The organism is Streptomyces sp. NH27, from assembly GCF_056859195.1.
Window position 1 is genome coordinate 1 of record NZ_JACEGK010000110.1, and the last position, 16,978, is coordinate 16,978.

Annotated in this window: 10 protein-coding genes and 2 pseudogenes; 6 read left to right on the plus strand and 6 right to left on the minus strand. The window is 68.8% G+C overall.

Annotation, left to right across the window (positions count from 1 at the left end; genetic code table 11):
- The coding region (locus tag AC13HU_RS11945) for a DUF2399 domain-containing protein (protein ID WP_483041787.1) at positions 1-197 on the plus strand (197 nt) is incomplete at its 5' end.
- Here AC13HU_RS11945 and AC13HU_RS11950 read toward each other — a convergent pair.
- The 4 genes and pseudogenes from AC13HU_RS11950 to AC13HU_RS11965 form a co-directional block, all read right to left on the minus strand.
- Positions 179-493, minus strand: a complete 315-nt coding sequence (locus AC13HU_RS11950) for a helix-turn-helix domain-containing protein (protein WP_483041788.1) — start codon at positions 491-493, stop codon at positions 179-181. The two genes, AC13HU_RS11945 and AC13HU_RS11950, sit on opposite strands and share 19 nt — an antisense overlap.
- Positions 490-875: pseudogene (locus tag AC13HU_RS11955) on the minus strand (type II toxin-antitoxin system RelE/ParE family toxin). Before AC13HU_RS11955 ends, AC13HU_RS11950 begins: the two are co-directional and overlap by 4 nt.
- Positions 876-1,460: 585 nt before the next feature.
- Complete coding sequence (locus tag AC13HU_RS11960) at positions 1,461-1,754, minus strand: hypothetical protein (RefSeq protein ID WP_483041789.1); 294 nt, start codon at positions 1,752-1,754, stop codon at positions 1,461-1,463.
- A 90-nt stretch (positions 1,755-1,844) separates the two neighbouring features.
- Positions 1,845-2,135, minus strand: coding sequence for a GntR family transcriptional regulator (locus AC13HU_RS11965; protein ID WP_483041796.1), 291 nt, complete (start codon positions 2,133-2,135; stop codon positions 1,845-1,847).
- A gap of 34 nt (positions 2,136-2,169) precedes the next feature.
- Between AC13HU_RS11965 and AC13HU_RS11970 the strand changes: the two are divergent.
- The 3 genes and pseudogenes from AC13HU_RS11970 to AC13HU_RS11980 form a co-directional block, all read left to right on the plus strand.
- Positions 2,170-3,147 (plus strand): annotated as a pseudogene (locus tag AC13HU_RS11970) (replication initiator); the annotation flags it as partial.
- The gene (locus tag AC13HU_RS11975) at positions 3,147-3,371 is read left to right on the plus strand and encodes a helix-turn-helix domain-containing protein (protein WP_483041790.1); all 225 of its coding nucleotides are present in this window, start codon (positions 3,147-3,149) and stop codon (positions 3,369-3,371) included. The pseudogene AC13HU_RS11970 and the gene AC13HU_RS11975, both read left to right, overlap by 1 nt.
- Entirely contained in the window at positions 3,371-4,651 is a 1,281-nt protein-coding gene (locus AC13HU_RS11980; RefSeq protein ID WP_483041791.1) for a tyrosine-type recombinase/integrase, read from the plus strand. Before AC13HU_RS11975 ends, AC13HU_RS11980 begins: the two co-directional genes overlap by 1 nt.
- Positions 4,652-4,784: 133 nt before the next feature.
- Here the strand turns inward: AC13HU_RS11980 and AC13HU_RS11985 are convergent, their stop codons facing one another.
- Positions 4,785-4,970, minus strand: coding sequence for a DUF6881 domain-containing protein (locus tag AC13HU_RS11985; RefSeq protein ID WP_483041792.1), 186 nt, complete (start codon positions 4,968-4,970; stop codon positions 4,785-4,787).
- Between the two features lie 553 nt (positions 4,971-5,523).
- Entirely contained in the window at positions 5,524-12,243 is a 6,720-nt protein-coding gene (locus AC13HU_RS11990; protein ID WP_483041793.1) for an RHS repeat-associated core domain-containing protein, read from the minus strand.
- Between AC13HU_RS11990 and AC13HU_RS11995 the strand changes: the two genes are divergently transcribed.
- Both AC13HU_RS11995 and AC13HU_RS12000 read left to right on the plus strand, forming a co-directional pair.
- Positions 12,236-12,577: a hypothetical protein gene (locus tag AC13HU_RS11995; RefSeq protein ID WP_483041794.1), complete on the plus strand. Its 342-nt coding sequence runs from the start codon at positions 12,236-12,238 to the stop codon at positions 12,575-12,577. The genes AC13HU_RS11990 and AC13HU_RS11995 overlap by 8 nt on opposite strands.
- A gap of 504 nt (positions 12,578-13,081) precedes the next feature.
- The gene (locus AC13HU_RS12000) at positions 13,082-16,948 is read left to right on the plus strand and encodes a LamG domain-containing protein (protein WP_483041795.1); all 3,867 of its coding nucleotides are present in this window, start codon (positions 13,082-13,084) and stop codon (positions 16,946-16,948) included.
- Positions 16,949-16,978 lie beyond the last annotated feature (30 nt).

Sequence of the window (16,978 nt, forward strand, 5' to 3'; positions counted from 1 at the left end):
GGCGCTACACCGCCGCCGACTACCGCGCAGCCGCCACGACCACCACCACCCCCTCGCCGCTGACCGGCCCCCCGGCCGAGTCCCCCTGGGACCCCGCCCTGGCCGAAGCCCTCCGCACCCTCGACGTCCGCGTCGAGGAGGAGTCGGTCCTGAACACCCTCCTGACGGACCTGTTCGTTCAGGCGGCGTTGTCGTGAGGGGTGAGATTGATCGTCAGGTCGGCGTCGAGGGCACGGGCGAGGCGTCGCAGAAGAGGGATGGTGGGGACAGTGCCGCCGCCTTCGATGCGGGAGATCTGGGGTTGCTGCATGCCGCAGCGATCCGCGAGTTCGGCCTGGGACAGACCGAGAGCGGTGCGCCGGTCGTAGACCATCTGGCCTAGGTCATGGGCCAGTTCGGCCTCTTCGTAGAGGCGGTCGTACTCGGGGTTTTCCTCGGCCGCTTCGCCCAGGAGCTTGCGGTGGCGGCGGGTCTTCCACTCGGCGTGGTTCATCGCGGTTCCTCCTTGATGTCGCGGCTGTAGACGGCGTGTTCGGCGGCCGGTTCGTGGCGGGCTTCGCAGACGACCTGGGCGGAACGGGCGCGTTCCACCTCGGCGGTCTCGCGCATCCTGGCCTTGCGGAACACCGTCAGGAGCACGATGCGGCGGCCGGGCGCGATCCAGTAGGTGATGCGCTGGGCGTTGCCGTCGAGGTCGAAGCGGAGCTCGCGGAGCTTACCGCCGAGATGGCGGGTGTAGGGCTCGCCGAGCGTGGTGGCGTTCGCGGCGAGCCGGTCGACCTTTTGCTCGGCGGTGACGTAGAGGTGGGCGGGATGTTCTCCAGCCAGAGGCGCACCTCGGGCTCGATCTCGATCGTGTACCGCTCACCGTCCATAACCTCGATGGTATATGGCATGGATGTTATAGGCCAGTGCTTGCCCGGCCGGGTTGAGGGACAGTGAGCCGGGGTCCCACCCGGCACAGGACGGTCGCCGGCGCGCTCCGACTCCTACCGCTGCCGAGCGGCGCGCTGGTCGGAGCTCCCGCCCTCATCAGCCCCGACCGAGGCGGGCCTTTCGTACGCACGGTGCCTCGCAGGGCGCGGTTCGGGCCTCTGCCATCGACCGTCAGCCACGACGGCGGGTGCGCCGGACGATCACCCGTCACGTGTGTCTCGCTCAGCCCCCACCGACACCAGCCACGCTGCCCACGTCGTCACGGCCTGAGCCAGCAACGGGCCCAGGCGCACGGAATGGCGGTTCGGCCGGGTCAGAATTTCGGCGCTCTTGCCTGCCGGGTCCGTGGGTGTGCGCGCCGAGTGGTCGGCGGCCGTCGCCAGCGGGGCGGCAGACAGGAGCGGGCGGCGGTCACCGGCCGGCCGGCGCGCGGCGGCCCGCGTCAGCGGGACGCCTCGATCAAGTAAAGAAACTCTGAACAGCTCTCCCTGTCGCCGCATCTGGCCAAGGTGCCAGGCTGACCGTCAGGGGCGCTGCTGCCGGCGCTTCTTCGATTCGGCCAGTGCGGCTTGGAGTTTCTCGCGCGGTGTTGCATCCGAGTCGGCGTCATCTTCATGGAGCGCTGGTAGGAACAGGCCGCGTCGGCTCGTCTCGCGTTTGACCTTCCGGCGTTCGTTGAAGGTCCGCTGGTGTTCCTCACGGATGGTGACCCATCGCTGGTCGAGCTCCGCCAGCAGGTAGTTCGTGATCGGCCCGTGGTGCTTGCCCGGCTCCGGGGCCTGGCGCACAAAGACACCGCGGCCCTTGACCGAGTACACGAGCCCTTCCTGCTTGAGCCTTCAGTAGGCGTTCTGCGCGGTGGAGTTGGCTACTTGGAAGCGCTCTTGGATCTCACGGGCGGGCGGGAGCTAGGAGCCCGGAGGGTAGGTGCCTTCTGCGATGTCGCGGCGGAGGAAGTCGGCCACTTGGACGTAGGGCGGGCGGCCATCGTCGTTGCGGATGAGATCGGCGTGCCAGCCCGGGCCCGACTCCTCTCCGTCTGCATCTGCTGCTGGGGCACACGGAGCATCACTTCCGCCGGCCGTCGAGCTCACGAAACTGCCCCGGCCGAGTTGGGAGTGGACCAGCCCTTCCTGCTTGAGGACCCGCAGGGCGTTCTGAACGGTGGAGCTGGAGACGCCGAACCGCTCGCCGAGCACGTTCGCCGAAGGCAGGCGCTCGCCCGATGTGAGCCGCTGCCGCAAGCTCCACGAACCTGACGACGCCCTGATCGGGACGCCGCTGAACCCGAAGACGTACGACTACGAAGGCGCGGTCCTGTTCAACGCCCACGCCTCCGCGCTGTGGGCCCGCTTCTCCACCTACCTGCGCCGCGAGCTCGCCACCGGGCTCGGCATGACCCAGAAGGCCGCCCACGTCGCCGAATACCAGCAGCGCGGCCTGGTCCACTTCCACGCCGTCATCCGACTCGACGGCCCCGACAGCAACAACCAGCCCCCACCGCCGTACGCCACCGTCGCCGTACTCACCAAGGCCGCCCGCGCCGCCGCACGGGTACGCGTCACGGTCGAGTCGGATGCGGTCGGGAAACGCGAACTCACCTGGGGCGAACAGTTCGACGTGCGCGAGATCGCCTCCTTCGGCACCGACGCCGAATCCACCGACCAGGCCGTGGCCGCCTACGTGGCGAAGTACGCCACCAAGTCCGCCGACGCCTCCGGCACCCTCGACCACACCCTCCTCTGCCGCCCCTGCCAGGGACGCGGCGCCACCCTCCTGCCCCACGGAACGCCGCTCCCGTGCACCGCCTGCGACGGCACCGGGCAGGCCCGGCCGCTGCCCCGTCTCGCCGTCACCGGGCATGTCCGGCAGATGATCCGCACCTGCTGGGAGCTGGGCAGGCTGCCGGAGCTCGCCGAACTCAAGCTCTGGAAGTGGGCGCACATGCTCGGCTTCCGCGGCCACTTCTCCACCAAATCCCGGTCCTACTCCTTCACGCTCGGCGCGCTGCGCGACGCCCGCCGCGCCTGGCGCACCGAACAGGCCCGCATCCACGCCGGCCTGCCCGAGTCCGCCCCGACGACCACCCTCGTCATCAGCCGGTGGGACTACCTCGGCTCGGGGTACAGCCCCGGCGCCGCACTCCTCGCAGCCCACCTCTGGTACCGCAGGGAACTGGAACGGCAGTTCGCAGCCGAAGGGGGTTGCTGATGGCCTCGCCCCCGCTCGCCGTCCTCCACGAGGAAGCGGCCCCTCCCCTGGATCTGCTCACGGTGCCCCAGGTGATGGCTTGTCTCCAGCCCGGCCGCTCCGCCGTCTACAACCTGCTGTGCTCCGGCCAGCTCTCCTCGATCACCCTCGGCCGCGCCCGCCGCATCCCCACCCACGCCCTCACCGACTTCATCCGCACTCGCCTGGAACAGGAAGCTTCCTAATGACCACAGCCCGCCCCGCTTCGTCCCGCCGCTCCCGCACCCGTGCGAACGGAGACGGGACCGTCTACCAGCGCAAGGACGGACGATGGGAAGCTGCCGGATACGTCCTCGCCCCAGGCAACACCCGCAGGCGCGTCCGCGTCTACGGCATCACCCGTAAAGACGCGATGGCCAAGCTCACCGAGAAGATCGCCGCCAGCAACCGCGGCCTCCCCATCGCCGCAGCCGACAGCACTGTGAGCGCCTATCTCGCGTACTGGCTGGACGGCGTCGCCGTTCACCACCTGCGGGAGAACACCCACATCCGCTACGCGGCCTCCATGCGTCTCCACCTCAATCCCGGCCCCGGCGCCAAGAAGCTCGCCCGGCTCACCACCCGCGACGTCCGCACCTTCCTCGACGGACTCCGCACCACCTGCCAGTGCTGCGCCCAGGGACGCGACACCCACCGGCGGTCCTGCTGCGCCATCGGGCAGTGCTGCGGAAAGCGGCTCTCGCCGCTGACCGTGACGTACGTCCACGCCGTGCTCAAGTCCGCCCTGGAGCACGCGGTGCGCGAGGAGGAGATCCCGCGCAACGTCGCCCGGAACGTCAAGACGACCACGCCACGCCCCAGGCGTTTCCAGCCCCTCACCGCCGCCGAAGCCCGACGACTCCTCCACGCGGCCAACGGCGACCGGCTTCACGCCCTTTACGAACTCGCCCTGCGCACCGGGCTGCGCAAGGGCGAACTCCTCGGCCTGCGCTGGGAAGACCTCGACCTGGCCGGCGCAACCGCCAGCATCCGCCGCACCCTCCAACGCACCCGCAGCCAGGGTCTGACCGTCCTGAACACCAAGACCCTGGCCTCCGAGCGCCGCATCGCCCTCCCTACCGAATGCCTCAGCTCCCTCAAGATCCATCAGGAACGGCAGCAGGAAGAGCGCCCGGCGGCCGGAACGGGCTGGACGGACAACGGGCTCGTCTTCACCACCCCGAAGGGCAGGCCACTCGACCCCACCAACCTCACCCGCCGCTTCCGCCGCCTCCTCCGCAGCGCAGGACTCCGGACGATCCGCTTCCACGATCTCCGGCACTCGACCGCCACTCTGCTCCTGGAACAGGGCGTCGATCTCGTCGTCATCAGAGAACTCCTCGGCCACGCCCACGTCGGCGTCACCGCCGGCGTCTACGCCCACGTCCGACTCCGCCTCCAGCGCCAGGCCATCGACACCCTCGGCAGCATCCTCAGCCAGGCCGACGCCCCAGACGACCCGCCCACCGCAGCCGTCGTCCGCTGACGTTGCCGTCAGCGTTGCCGTCAAATGCCTCTGGGGCCCACCGGATGGCGGTGGGCCCCAGAGGCATTTGGCTCAGAATGAAAGCCGCGAACTTTACGACTCCAAGCACTCTGAGTGGCGAATCACAAACCCGTCAAGAATCGATCCGCGCCTCAATCCATGTACTCTCAAACTCTTCCGAATCGACCACTTCAGCGCCGAATTCTTCCTGACTGGAGATTTCTTCGAGTGACGGAAATGGACTCTCCGAGAGCCCTACGTTCGCAGTTTCGTGATTTTCATCGGCCCACTCGGACCGACCATCCCGATAGAACTGCACCTTCCGAGTCTCGTAACCATCATCACCAAACTCGCTGAGATACGCACGGGATCGTCGGCAAAGTCGTGTTCCCATGCGACCTTGACGCACCTCACCTCGATTACCTCCCGGAGCTTAACTAAGTGACGACTCGATCCAAAACATCCAAGTCACCTTCGAAAGAGACCACCACTATCCACGCTCGATCCTCTGCGAGGAAGTAGTGTTGCTCCGGCACCTCAAGAAGTGCAGCCGTAACCGAAGCGGCTTCGCTCCCAGTAAAAAGCACGCCGTAGGGCGAAAGCCCGTCTCCCACATGCTCAACTACACAGCCTGGCTTGATTCGTGCACAGATTTCCCTGGATGCACTCGCTGCGAGCAGATGCTCGTTGTCGAGTTTCCAATGCTTGTGCCCCCCGCCCACACGACGCCAATCGATCTTCCCTCCCGCGAAAGGGAACTGGAGCTCCAGCCAGTCGAATACATCTGACGCGCTTGTCTTCCTCAGGGCACCTAGAGGCGGCATGGAAAAGACCTCGTCTTCCCAGTAATCACCAGACAAAACATTCCTCCATCAACCGCATCCGTGCAGACCCTGAAGCTTAGTTACGGTCGTCTCAGTGGCATTGAACTGAAAATGCGGCCCCTTCTCTTTGCCGGCCCACACGTTGATGTGAGCCCCACTTCGATCATCGAATTCGATCCGGAATCCCGTCTTGCCGTTAGCTGTCTGCATGCCGACGGGCTTACCTTTGATCGTCCCGAACTTGCCCAGCGTCACTTTTTCAGCTTTGAATCCGCGAGAACTCAGCCAGTCCAAAGCCTGATTCCGCGCCCGGTTGAAGTCATCGGTGACAGGCTCGCCGCCATCATTGTGAACCAGGACCGGCGTAGCCCCCGCCAGCACATAGTACGTGTGCAGGTCGGTGACCGTCAGGTTGTACGTGACGATGTGGCCGGTGTAGTCGCGGACGTCGGCGATGCGGGCGGTGTGGCCGTTGGGGAGGCGGAGGGCGTCGCCCGGGTGAAGGTCGGTGGCGTCGATCCAGCGGTGGCGGGTGACGTCCCAGTACGGGTGGTGCTGGGTCGAGGTGAGCTTCGTGGCCGGTGTCGTGGTCGGTTTCGTGGCCGCCTTGCCGTCGGCGAGAGTGAGGTCCGTGAAGTCGGTGTCGGTGAGGGTCTTGATGACCGCCTGCACCTTTTCCGGCCTGGTCTGACCGGTCAGCGGGCTGGTGGCCAGTACGGTGTCGCCGACCTTGACGTCCTCGATGGGTTCGGACGTCGTGCCGTCCCCGGTGAGCACTTTCGTGTCGCCGGGGAAGCTGTTGAGCGCCTTGCAGCCGTCCTCAAGTCCCCTGAGCGCGCCCTCGGCACCGTCCTTGCCAAGGTTCTCGCCGGCCCTCGCCGCCGCGCGCGCCTCGGTGGCGGCGGCATCCGCCTCCCCCACCCCGGGGATGAACGACAGCGCGTCCGCCACCAGATCGATCGCGAACTTCCCGCAGTCCTTGCCCGAACTGACGCAGTGGTAGCCGTCCTTGACGCCGAACGGGTCGTCTCCCCGGGCCGGCAGGAGCCCACCCGCGTCGGCGTCCTTGCAGAACGGCACCCATGTCGTACCCGCGGTCATGCCCGAGCAGGATTCGACGATCCACCGGGAGACGAGCTCTCCGTAGCTGTCGGTCGGTCGTGTCGCGAACCGGGCGACCAGTTCCTTCTTGGTCGGGACGCGGATGCCGTCGAGCGTGGGTCGGTGGTAGTGGCTGCTGTAGCCGACGGTGAGGCCGCCGCCCCTGCCCGGGGCTGAGACGACAACCTTGTGCTTCTTGCCGCAGGGCACATTGGTCACGTGTTTGCACTGCGACTTGGAGCAGTTGTCCAGGTCGTAGGAGCACGAGTTCTGCGTCCCGGGCGGGTCGGTGCCGAGCGGGTCGGAGAGGTTGACCGGGTTGTTGAAGCTGTAGGCGTAGCCGTTCCACTGCTGGGGCTGGGACGGGTCGAGCAGGGGGTCGGGGTTGAGGAAGCGGCCGGTCTGCGGCTGGTACTCGCGGGCGCCGAGGTTGGTCAGACCGGTGGAGTCGTCCTGGGTGCCGCCGACGAAGCCGTGGTCGCCCGCCCAACTCGTGGGCTGGGTACCACGCGGCACGCCGAACGGGTCAACGGGGCGGCGGGTCTCGGCCAGCGTGCCGGCGTCGAGGGCGAGCGTGGCGGTGCCGTTCTGGTCGGCGGACTGCCAGGTGAGGTTGTTCGAGCCGGGCGCCTGGCGCACGGCGGTCAGCCCGTTGGGCAGGCTGTAGGTGCGGGTGTCGGTCACCGCGTCGGTGGCGGTGGTGAAGGTGAGTTCGTCGGCGCCGAGGTTGAGGGTGTCGATGCCCGGGTTGTGGCGGATGAGCTGGTTGCCGTCGGCGTCGTAGACGTAGGTGGTGGCGCCGTCGGTGCCGGTCTTGGACAGGGACTCGAGTTCGTCCTCGGGGCCCCAGGTCAGCGTGGTGGTGCCGGAGGTGTCGGTGACCGCGGTGGTGTCGCCGATCGCGTCGTACTGGTAGGACGTCGCGCCCGGGTTGCCCGGCCCGGTGCTGCTGGTGGAGATCAGCGCGTGCGGGCCGCCGGTGCCGCCGCCGGTGTTCGCGGCGGCGGTGGGCGTGTTGTTCTGCCCGGCCGGGGCGAACTTCTGCGTGGTGGCGATGTCCTTGGCGGTGTCACCGGTGATGTCGTGCTGGACCTCGCCGGTGCGGTTGCCGGTCGCGTCGTAGGCGTACGACGTCCAGTACGGCGCCGGGCCGCCGACCGTGCTCTTGCCCGAGGCGGCGCCGCTGGTAGGCGTCGCGTTCGCGCAGCCGCCGATGTTCGGTACGGACGGCTGCCCCGCGGTGGTGGTGACGCCGGTGTCCGTCCACGCCGAGGTGAGCCGGCCGAGGTAGTCGTAGCCGTAGCACTGCAGATCGGTCAGGGACGGCGTGTTGTCCGCGATGTTCTGGATGGAGGTGATCTGCCCGGACGCGTTGCGCGTGTAGTCGGTCTGCTGCACCGCGCCGTTCGTCGACGTCTGCTTGTCGATGTACGTCGAGAGCAGATCGCCGGTGGACAGGTCGTAGTTGTCCGTGGCGACGATCTCGGTGCCCCACGGGTTGACCGTGGTGCGGATGGGGCGGCCGAACGCGTCGTAGTCCGTCGACAGGTCGTACTCGGTGCCGGAGGAGCCGTAGCTGAGCAGCGGACCGTCGACGTCGTAGCCGTAACTGACGGTCTCGGCCGGCAGGTTGCCGCGGGCGCTGGTGTAGGAGGTGTCCAGGGACCCGGTGATCGGGTCATAGACGGCCTGGTTCTTGTAGGTTCCGGCCAGCGCCCCCTCGGTGGAGGGGATGGTGGTCTGGGTCGCGGTCGGACGGTAGCCGATGTCGTAGGCGGTGGTCTCGGTCGTGTAGGGGTGCGCGGTGTCACCGCCGAGGTAGCGCATCGCCTTGGCCGGCTGACCCTTGGCGCCGGAAACCGTGTCATACGTCCAGGCGGCCTGCGGGACCTTGGTGGCGCCCGGAGCGGCGGTGCTGTAGTCGGCGGTCTTCCGGCCGAGCAGGTCGTAGTCGTAGGAGAGCGTGACCTTGCGTGCGTCGGTGACGGTGGAGACCTGTCCGTCGGCGTTGTACGTCTGCGTGGTGACGCCGGTGTCCGGGTCGGACGTGCTGGTCTGCCGACCCCGCAGGTCGTACCCGTAGCTCCAGGTGTCCTTCGCGGTCGCGTCGACTCGCGTCAGCGGGCTGCCGGCCGGGGTGTAGGTGTACGAGGTGACGTCCGCGTCCGACGCCTTGCCGGTCGGCGTGGTGGTCTTGTACTGCCAGACCTGGCTGGTGCGACCGAGTGCGTCGGTGATCGTGGTGCTCGGCGTGCCGCCATGCGCCGGGGTCACGTCGGTCTCGTCCGCGCCCGGGTAGGCGGTGGTGCTGCGCCATTGCTCCTGCGCGTAGGCGGAGAACACGGAAGCCGTGGCGCGCCCTTGGCCGTCGTAGACGGTGGCCGTCTCACCGGGCACCTCGGCCTCGTCCGGCGACCACAGGGTGCCGACCGGCGCCGCGGAGTCGTCGTAGTACGGCGAACGGGTCTCGGCGGCGCGCCCCTGCGAGTCGTAGAGCGTGTCGCTGATCACCCTGCCGTGATAGGCGGAGATGCCCGGGGTGGCCTGGACCTGACGGTCGCGCCCGAACCCGTCGAAGATCTGCACCGACTTCACGTACACCGGGCCGTCGCCCATCAGCGTCGAGGTGGTGACGGTCGACGGGGCGCTGCTGCCGTTCAGCGCGTACGCGTACACGGTGTTGGGGTCCTGCGAGGTGGTCCGTCCTGGCCGCCACAGCTTGGTCAGGCGCCCCAGGGCGTCGTACTGCTCGGTGACGGTCCGCCCGTTGACGTCGACGGCGGATGTCTCCAACGCCCGTGCGGGGTCCTCGTTCGTGGTGGTCGGCCAGGTGGAGGTGCTGCCCGGGACCGGGCTGGTCACCGTGATGGAAGTGGGCAGTTCACCGGTCCGGGCCGAGGTGTAGACCGTGGTGGTCGTGGCACCGTTCGGGTGCTGCGCGTCGGTCGCGTTCGGGTCCGTCGCGGAGACCGTCCGGCCGTAGGTGTCGTATCCGGTGCCGGCGGTCGTCGCGTAGACGGCCGCGCCGGAGCTGTCGTAGTGGTCCAGCGACTGCACGGATGTCGCCTCGCCGACGGCTCCTGCCTGCCCGTACGGCTTGCCGTCGTAGAGCGTGCGCGAGCCGGTGACCGTGTTGGCGGTCGTCGGTGTCGCCGTGCACGAACCGGCCCCGGATATCGTCAGGGACTGGTCCACCAGGTCGGTGAGCATGGCGTTCGTGCTGGTCGCGTACGAGGTGCGCTCGCATGTGGCCGGCACGCCGTCGGCGTCCGTCTCCACGCTCGTCTCGCGGTTGGCGTGGTCCGGGTCGGTCTTCGTGGTGGTGGTGAGCGTGCTCCAGGAGCCGTCCTTCTTCAGCGCCCGGGCGGTCTCCACCTCAGTGGTCCCGGCGTAACGGGCGACGAGAGCGGGAAGGTCGGCCCCACGCGAACGCGTCGCCGTGGTCACCTCGCCCGAGCTGGTGGTGACGTCGTAACTGGTGGCGGTGCCGCCGGCCTTGTCGTAGGTGTCCGTCTCCAGCGTCTGGCCGGCCAGCCAGTCCGAGTCGGTGACCTTGTCACCGAGGGAGTCGGCGACCTTCACCGACCGCGAACCGCCGGAGGCGTTCCGGTCGCCGTCCATGCCTTGCAGGTAGACCGTCTTCGTCTGCGACTTCGGCCCGTCGGTCCCGGACCCGGTGGTCTCCGTCACCCATCCGTAGCCGCGGAAGTCGTCCCAGGTACGGGTCTTGGGGTCGACGACGTCGCTGTCGTCGTAGTGCCACGCGGCCGGCCCGTAGTCGTAGGCGGTGGTCACCGACGGGGAGTGGGCGACGGGATCGTTCTCGGTGACCGAGTCCACCTGGTAGCGGCTGAACCAGTCCGACTCCGGGTCGGCCCCGTACACGGAACCCGGCGGAGACCATTTGACGTTGTAGCAGGCCATGGTGTCGGTCGCCGCCGACGCCGGCATCTTGTTGTTGATCCGCGAGCAGGCCGGGAGCCGGTAGTCGACCTGGATCTGCTCACCGGTCTCGGTGGTGATCTTCTGGATGCGCGGCCGGTTGAAGATCGTGGGGGCGGGCACCAGGTCGGTGCCGTCGACCCGGTTGGCCAGTTCGACGGGGGTGAAGGTGACCGGCGGCAGGGACAGGGCGGTGCCGTCCTTGCCGGTGCGCACGATCGAGTCCAGCCACATCGCGGGCTTGTTGCCGTCCTTCGGGTCCGGGTAGCTGTGCGCCAGCGCGTAGCTGTCGACGTCCTTCCACGCGCCGTTCGAGGCGATCTGCGTGTTGATCGACGCCAGACGTGTCGTGGTCCAGAAGGTCGGCCCGAAGTTCTTGCAAGTGGTGCTGCCCTTGGCGCAGTTCTCGTCGTAGGGCACGTCCGGCCAGTGCGCGGCGTTCGATGTCCCCAGCGTCGCGCCGTCGCACTTGAAGCCGCCCGCGGTCGAGCAGCGGCCCTCCGGGGTCGGCGTGAACACCACGCGGGCGGCGGACTTCAGCGCGCCCTTCGCCGCGACCTGGTCCGACAACCGCTGCCCGTACGCGATCGTCGTCAGCGCGCCACCACGCGTGTACGAGGTCAGCGTGCCCGTCCCCTTGTTCTGGCCGGCGCCGCGCTCGTAGTAGTTCGTCTCGGCCCGATACGTGTACGTGATCAGGTTGCCGAGCGGGTCGACCGCGTAGTCCAGGTTGTAGCGCCAGCCCATCTGGCACCAGGACGCGTTGCCCTTGCCCGCGTCGTAGCAGGGGTCGCCCGCCTTCGGCGAGTACACCGGCTCCGTCCAGGCGGAGTTGGCCGCCGGGTCCGTGCCGTCCCCGCCCGGAAGGTGGTTCAGCCCGAAGTAGTACGTCGTCCCCGAAGTCGTGCTGACCTTGACGTACTCGCCGTTGTAGGTGCCGTTCGACGCCCCGGTCAGGAACTCGACCTTCGAGCCGTCGTCGTCCTTCAGTCGCCACGCACCGGTCTTGTCGTCGCGCACCACCTCACTGGACTGGCCGCCCAGCGACAGCGAAACGACGTTGCCGTCCCAGCACAGGTCCCCGGAATGCGCGAGACCGTCCGTGTCGCACGACTCGTAGGACCGCTCGACGTAGCCCGGTTGGTAGCTCCATCCGTCACCGATCCACGACGCCTGGGAATTCGTCGACGACGTCAACCCGTCCTGGGAGCTCGAGTCGTAGGACAGGTCCACCACGGGCGCGTCGCCCCCGATCGACGGTGGCACCTGGATCGGATAGCCGTAGTCGAAACCGCCGCTGGAGGAACCCGCGGTCCAGGCCGAGCTCGGGTTCAGATCGGTGGCGGCGTAGTTGCCGCCATCACCACTGGGCGTGGTGTCCGCGGCGATGATGAGCTGCTGCGCCTGTGTACCGGCGGCGGTCGCAGCGGGCACCGCCACATCGGCCACCAGCCGGTGCGTGGCCGGGTCGTAGTGGGAGGGCACCGGAGTCTCGGCCCGGCAGCCCTTCGCGTCGGGAGTCGTCAGCGCGCACGCGGGCAGCGTCACCAGGTGCGAACGGGACGCGGCGTCGCCGCCGAACCGCGCGTCCAGGCTGCTGACGTCCACCCCCACCTGGACGTTGACCGCCGCGCCGGACGCCGCCCGCCCCAGCGACAGCACGGGGCCGTGCACACCCGTCGCGGCGGCGGCCGACTGCGAGAGGGTGCGCGCCTTGATGGACACCGGTCCGGAGGACGCGGAACCGGCGAGCTTCGAAGCGCCCGACTTCGGCTGCGCGGACTTGCCGGTGGTGGCAAGCCAGACCGGCAGCTTCCCCGCCCTTGACGGTTTTGCCGTGCCGGAAGCGGGCGCCGCCGCGAGCGACACCGTCGCGGTGCCGCTCGCCGTGGAGACCTTCGCCGGCCCGGCCCACTGGCGTGGCGCTGCCGAAGGGGCCGGGCTCGCGCCGGGGGCGTCCTGGCCGCCGACCGACGCGGTATGCGGCAAGGGCGTGTCCGGTGGCGACCAGATCTTCGCCGGATCGGCGCCGTTGGCAGTGGACTCGGTCGACATCTGACCGAGCAGAGCGGCGGTCACGGCCAGCACCGTGGCCGTCCCCACCCACATACGCCGATGCCCGCGCCGATACGAACGCGTGCGTCCCCAAACCCCCACGAGACCCCCCTCGCCAGTCCGCCGCCGTCTGTCCGGTCGGCGATCACAGACGGACCGAAGCTAAGTGCACATGCACAGTTGTGAACGGCCAGTCGATCTTCCTTGACGCTTTCTTTACCAACTTCACTTTTCACACACGGGATGATCGGCTCGTGTCAGCACTATTCGGATCCACGAGGTTGACTCTTCGGGCGCACCCCCGGCTACTGTGCGGCGACCATGCGGTTGTTCGTTCGAAAGCCGCAGGAGGGGGAGAGGAAACCTTGTGGGGGGATACGTCATGTCCGCACGCCCGCGTTCTGGGAGAAGCCGAAGCAGAGGACCGCGCAGGCAGGGTCGAGTTGTCGGTGGTCTGCTGGCCCTGACGCTCGCGAGCACCGCGCTGCTGACCAGTACCGGTCCCGCGGTGGCTGACGGTGCGTCCGATCCGGGGGCGAGCGACGGTTACACCAGTCCGCTGCCGCCGGACGCGACGCCGGAGGACCAGGCCATGGACCGGGCGGCGGCGACCGGTCAGCCCGTCGTCGTCGACGCGCTGACCACTCCGTACTCGCAGACCACGGCCAATCCGGACGGCACGCTCACGCAGGAGAGCACGGCCGCTCCGACGCGGGTTCAGCAGGGCGACTCATGGGTGACGCCCGACGCGAGCCTGAAGACCAACAGCGACGGCACGCTTGCGGCCAAGGCGCCGCTGAACGCAGTCACGATGTCGGGCGGAGGCACCGGACCACTCGCCACGCTCACCAGCCCCAGCGGCAGGACGCTGTCCATCACCATGCCGTTCGCCCTGCCGGCACCCGTCGTCGACGGCGCCACGGCGACGTACCCGAATGTCCTGCCGGACGTGGATCTCGACGTCCGGGCCACGGAACTCGGCGGTATCGACGAGGTCCTGGAAGTGAAGACCGCCGCCGCCGCGGCCGATCCGGCGCTCGCGTCGCTCCGCCTGACCACCAGCGGAGACGGGCTGACGATGCAGGACGACGGCCAGGGCGGCCTCCAGGCGGTGGACGACACCGGAGCCGCCCTGTTCGTCGCTCCCACACCGGTGATGTGGGACTCGAGCACGGACGATGCCACGCCGTCGTCGGCGAAGTCCCCGGCTTCGTCCTCGCACGAAGCCCCCAACTCCGCGTCGAAAGCGGACGACGCCCCCGCCGACACAGACGGCGGGGTGGACCCGAGTACGTCCGAGGGCCCCGGTACCGGGGCGCAAGTGGCCTCGATCCCGGTCAGCGTCAGCGGGGACAGCGTGAGCCTGACCCCGGACACGGACGTACTGCACGGGACCAACACCCACTACCCGGTCTACATCGACCCGTCCTACCTGCCGTGGAAGGCCGGCGACCCGACCTGGACCTGGACCCAGTCCGCGCACACCAGCAGCGACAACTTCGGCCAGTACGGCAGCTCGCACTCCGGCCAACCCGGCGTCGGCGTCTGCGGCACCTACCCCGACGGCGGGAGCTGTAGCCCCTCCGACAAGGAGCGCACCTACTACCAGTTCAAAGTCGGCGGCCTGAACTCGGCTGCCGACAAGATCGGTACGGCCACGCTCAAGCTCACCCAGACCTATTCCGCGGACTGGTCCTGCACCAACAAGTACTCCCTCGAAGCCTTCTACTCCCACACCGCGATCGATCACAACACCCGCTGGGGCAACCAGCCGGGCGGCACCTCGATCGGCTCGGTCGGCGTCGGCGGAACCGGCTCGTCCGGATGCGGCGGCAACGTCAGCTTCTCCTACAACGCCGCCACCGCCGTCAACAGCAGCCTCAGCGCGAACAACTCCGTCCTGACCTTCGGCATCCACGGCAACGAGTCCAACGCGAACGGCCTCAAGCGCCTGTCGAACAAGGCCACGCTCACCGTCACCTACGACGCGACCCCCAACCTGCCCAGCGGCGAGACCTCGACACCGACACCTCGCACCGCCTCGGCCGGCACCACCCAGGCGTGCGACGCCACGGCGAACCCGACGACCAAGGACTTCCTCAGCAACCCCGGCAGTCCCGGCCTCGTCATGAAGGCCAAGGTCAGCTCCCCCACCAGCCCCGCCCAACCGGTACGCGGCTACTTCAACTTCTGGGACGAGAACCAGGACAACAAGCAGATCGCGGCCGGCTACAGCAGCGGCTACGCCTCCTCGGGCAGCACCGTGACCTACACCGTGGCCAGCAGCAAGATCATCGACGGCCACGCCTACGGATGGGATGTCCGCGCCAATGACGGCATCCTCTCCTCCAGCCCCGCGCCGGCCGGGCACTGCCACTTCCGCGCCGACTTCACCGCGCCGACGCTGACCGTGCCCAAGGCGCCCACCCAACTCCGGGCCGACCAGCTCCCCGACACCTTTCCCCCGGCCGGCAACGGCCAGACCACCGGTGTCTTCGCCGGCGGCAAGGGCCGGGTGCCCTTCACCGCGGCCGATCCGGCTCCCTCCAGCGGCACCGCGTCCGGCCTGGCCTGCATGCGCTGGAGCTTCGACCCGACCCTCGGCGACACGAGCTGGCAGTGCGGCGCCAACCTGCCCAGCTCCTCGTCGGGTCTGGCCGTCTCCCCCAGCCACTGGGGCACGAACATCCTCTACGCCCAGTCCGAGGACAACGCCGGCAACTACTCCGGCATCGTCGCCTACGCCTTCTACGTCCCCTGGAACCCGCACGGCCCCGCACCGGTCTTCGGCGACACCACCGGCGACGGTTCCCCTGACATCGTGGCGCCCGGCAGCGACGGCAACCTCTACGCCCACACCGTCCCCGGCAACACCCAGGCCACCAACCCCGCCGTCAGCCTCTCCGCCAAGCAGAGCGACTCCCCGGCCGGCGACACCTGGCAGAACTACCAGATCACCCACCGCGGCAGCATGCGCGGCGGCCTGAACGTCGACGACCTGATCGTCCACAAGCCGGGCTCGCCCACCCTCGACTTCTACTACAACCCCGGCAACACCGGCACCGACGGCCGCTTCGACAAGCTCCAGCAGATCCGCCGGCCGGCCTGTGCCACCTGCACCGGCTACGCCAGCGACTGGTCCGCCACCCTCCAGGTCGCCTCGGTCGGCGACGCCTCCAGCCAGGTACTCGACGCGGGCCACTTCGGCAACCGCACCGGCCTGGTCACCGTGGAGAGCAACGGCGGCGACGCTTCGCTGTGGTTCTTCCCGACGGTGAGCGACGGCGTCCTCGGAGCGCCCATCCCGCTCTCGTCCCAGGGCTGGAAGGACTGGGACCTCGTCTCACCCGGCGACTGGACGGACAGCGGCAAGCCCGGTCTGTGGACCCGCAACCGCACCACGGGCGAGATCGACGCCTACACGCTCACCACCGGCACGACCGACACCGACGCCAACGGATTCCCGCTCGACGCCCCCGTGCCCACGGTCACCGGCATGAGCACTCCCACCAAGATCGGCACCCTCACCGCCGCCACCGCCCCCGTCAGCGGCTCCGACGGCGACCTCACCGGAGACGGCATCCCCGACCTCTGGTCGGTCACGCCCACCGGATCGCTGTCCGTCCGCGCCGGGCGCACCAGCGACGGAACCGCCAACAGCTCGGTCACCGGCTTCGCCACCGACAGCACCATCGGCAGCACCGCCGGCGCGGCCGACCAGTGGTCGCTGAAGAGCACTCTCGCCGACACCGCCACCATCAACCCCGCCACCGCGCACGGCAGCACCGGCTGGCAACCCGACCACACAGGCGCGGCGTCGTCCGCAGCCACCTTCGACGGCAGCACCAGCTACCTCCAGTCCCAGCACGCCGCGCTCGACACCTCCCGGAGCTACACCGTCTCCGCCTGGGTCAAGGTCGACTCCACAGCGGTCACCGTCACCGCGGTCAGCCAGGGAACCGTCAACCACCAGGCGTTCTACCTCGGCTACCAAGCGCCCACCCACTCCTGGTACTTCCAGACCGTCACCAGCGACGCGGCCACCGGAGCCAAGCTGCCGGCCGCCATCGGCGGCACCCGAGACGCCTCGGGGACCGAGCAACTGCCCAGCACCGGCGTCTGGACCCTGCTCACCGGCGTCTACGACGTCGACACCGGCATCCAGACCCTGTACGTCAACGGCGTCGCCTCCGACACCGCGGCCCGCAACACCACCCCTGTCTACGCCCCGGCCGGCCACCTCAACATCGGCACCAACGTCGTCATCAACAGCACCGACCTGTACAACCAGTGGCCCGGCTCCATCGCCGACGTCCGCACCTACCCCGCGGCGCTGACTGCGGACCAGGTCAACCACCTCTACACCACGTCCTGACGTCACCACACCCCGGTGGTGGGGGGTGGG

What these genes read in the sequence shown, in the direction of transcription:
- AC13HU_RS11950 (WP_483041788.1), bottom strand. Translation starts at nt 493, where the DNA reads ATGAACCACGCCGAGTGGAAGACCCGCCGCCACCGCAAGCTCCTGGGC.
- AC13HU_RS11975 (WP_483041790.1), top strand. Translation starts at nt 3,147, where the DNA reads ATGGCCTCGCCCCCGCTCGCCGTCCTCCACGAGGAAGCGGCCCCTCCC.
- AC13HU_RS11980 (WP_483041791.1), top strand. Translation starts at nt 3,371, where the DNA reads ATGACCACAGCCCGCCCCGCTTCGTCCCGCCGCTCCCGCACCCGTGCG.
- AC13HU_RS11995 (WP_483041794.1), top strand. Translation starts at nt 12,236, where the DNA reads ATGGACACCGGTCCGGAGGACGCGGAACCGGCGAGCTTCGAAGCGCCC.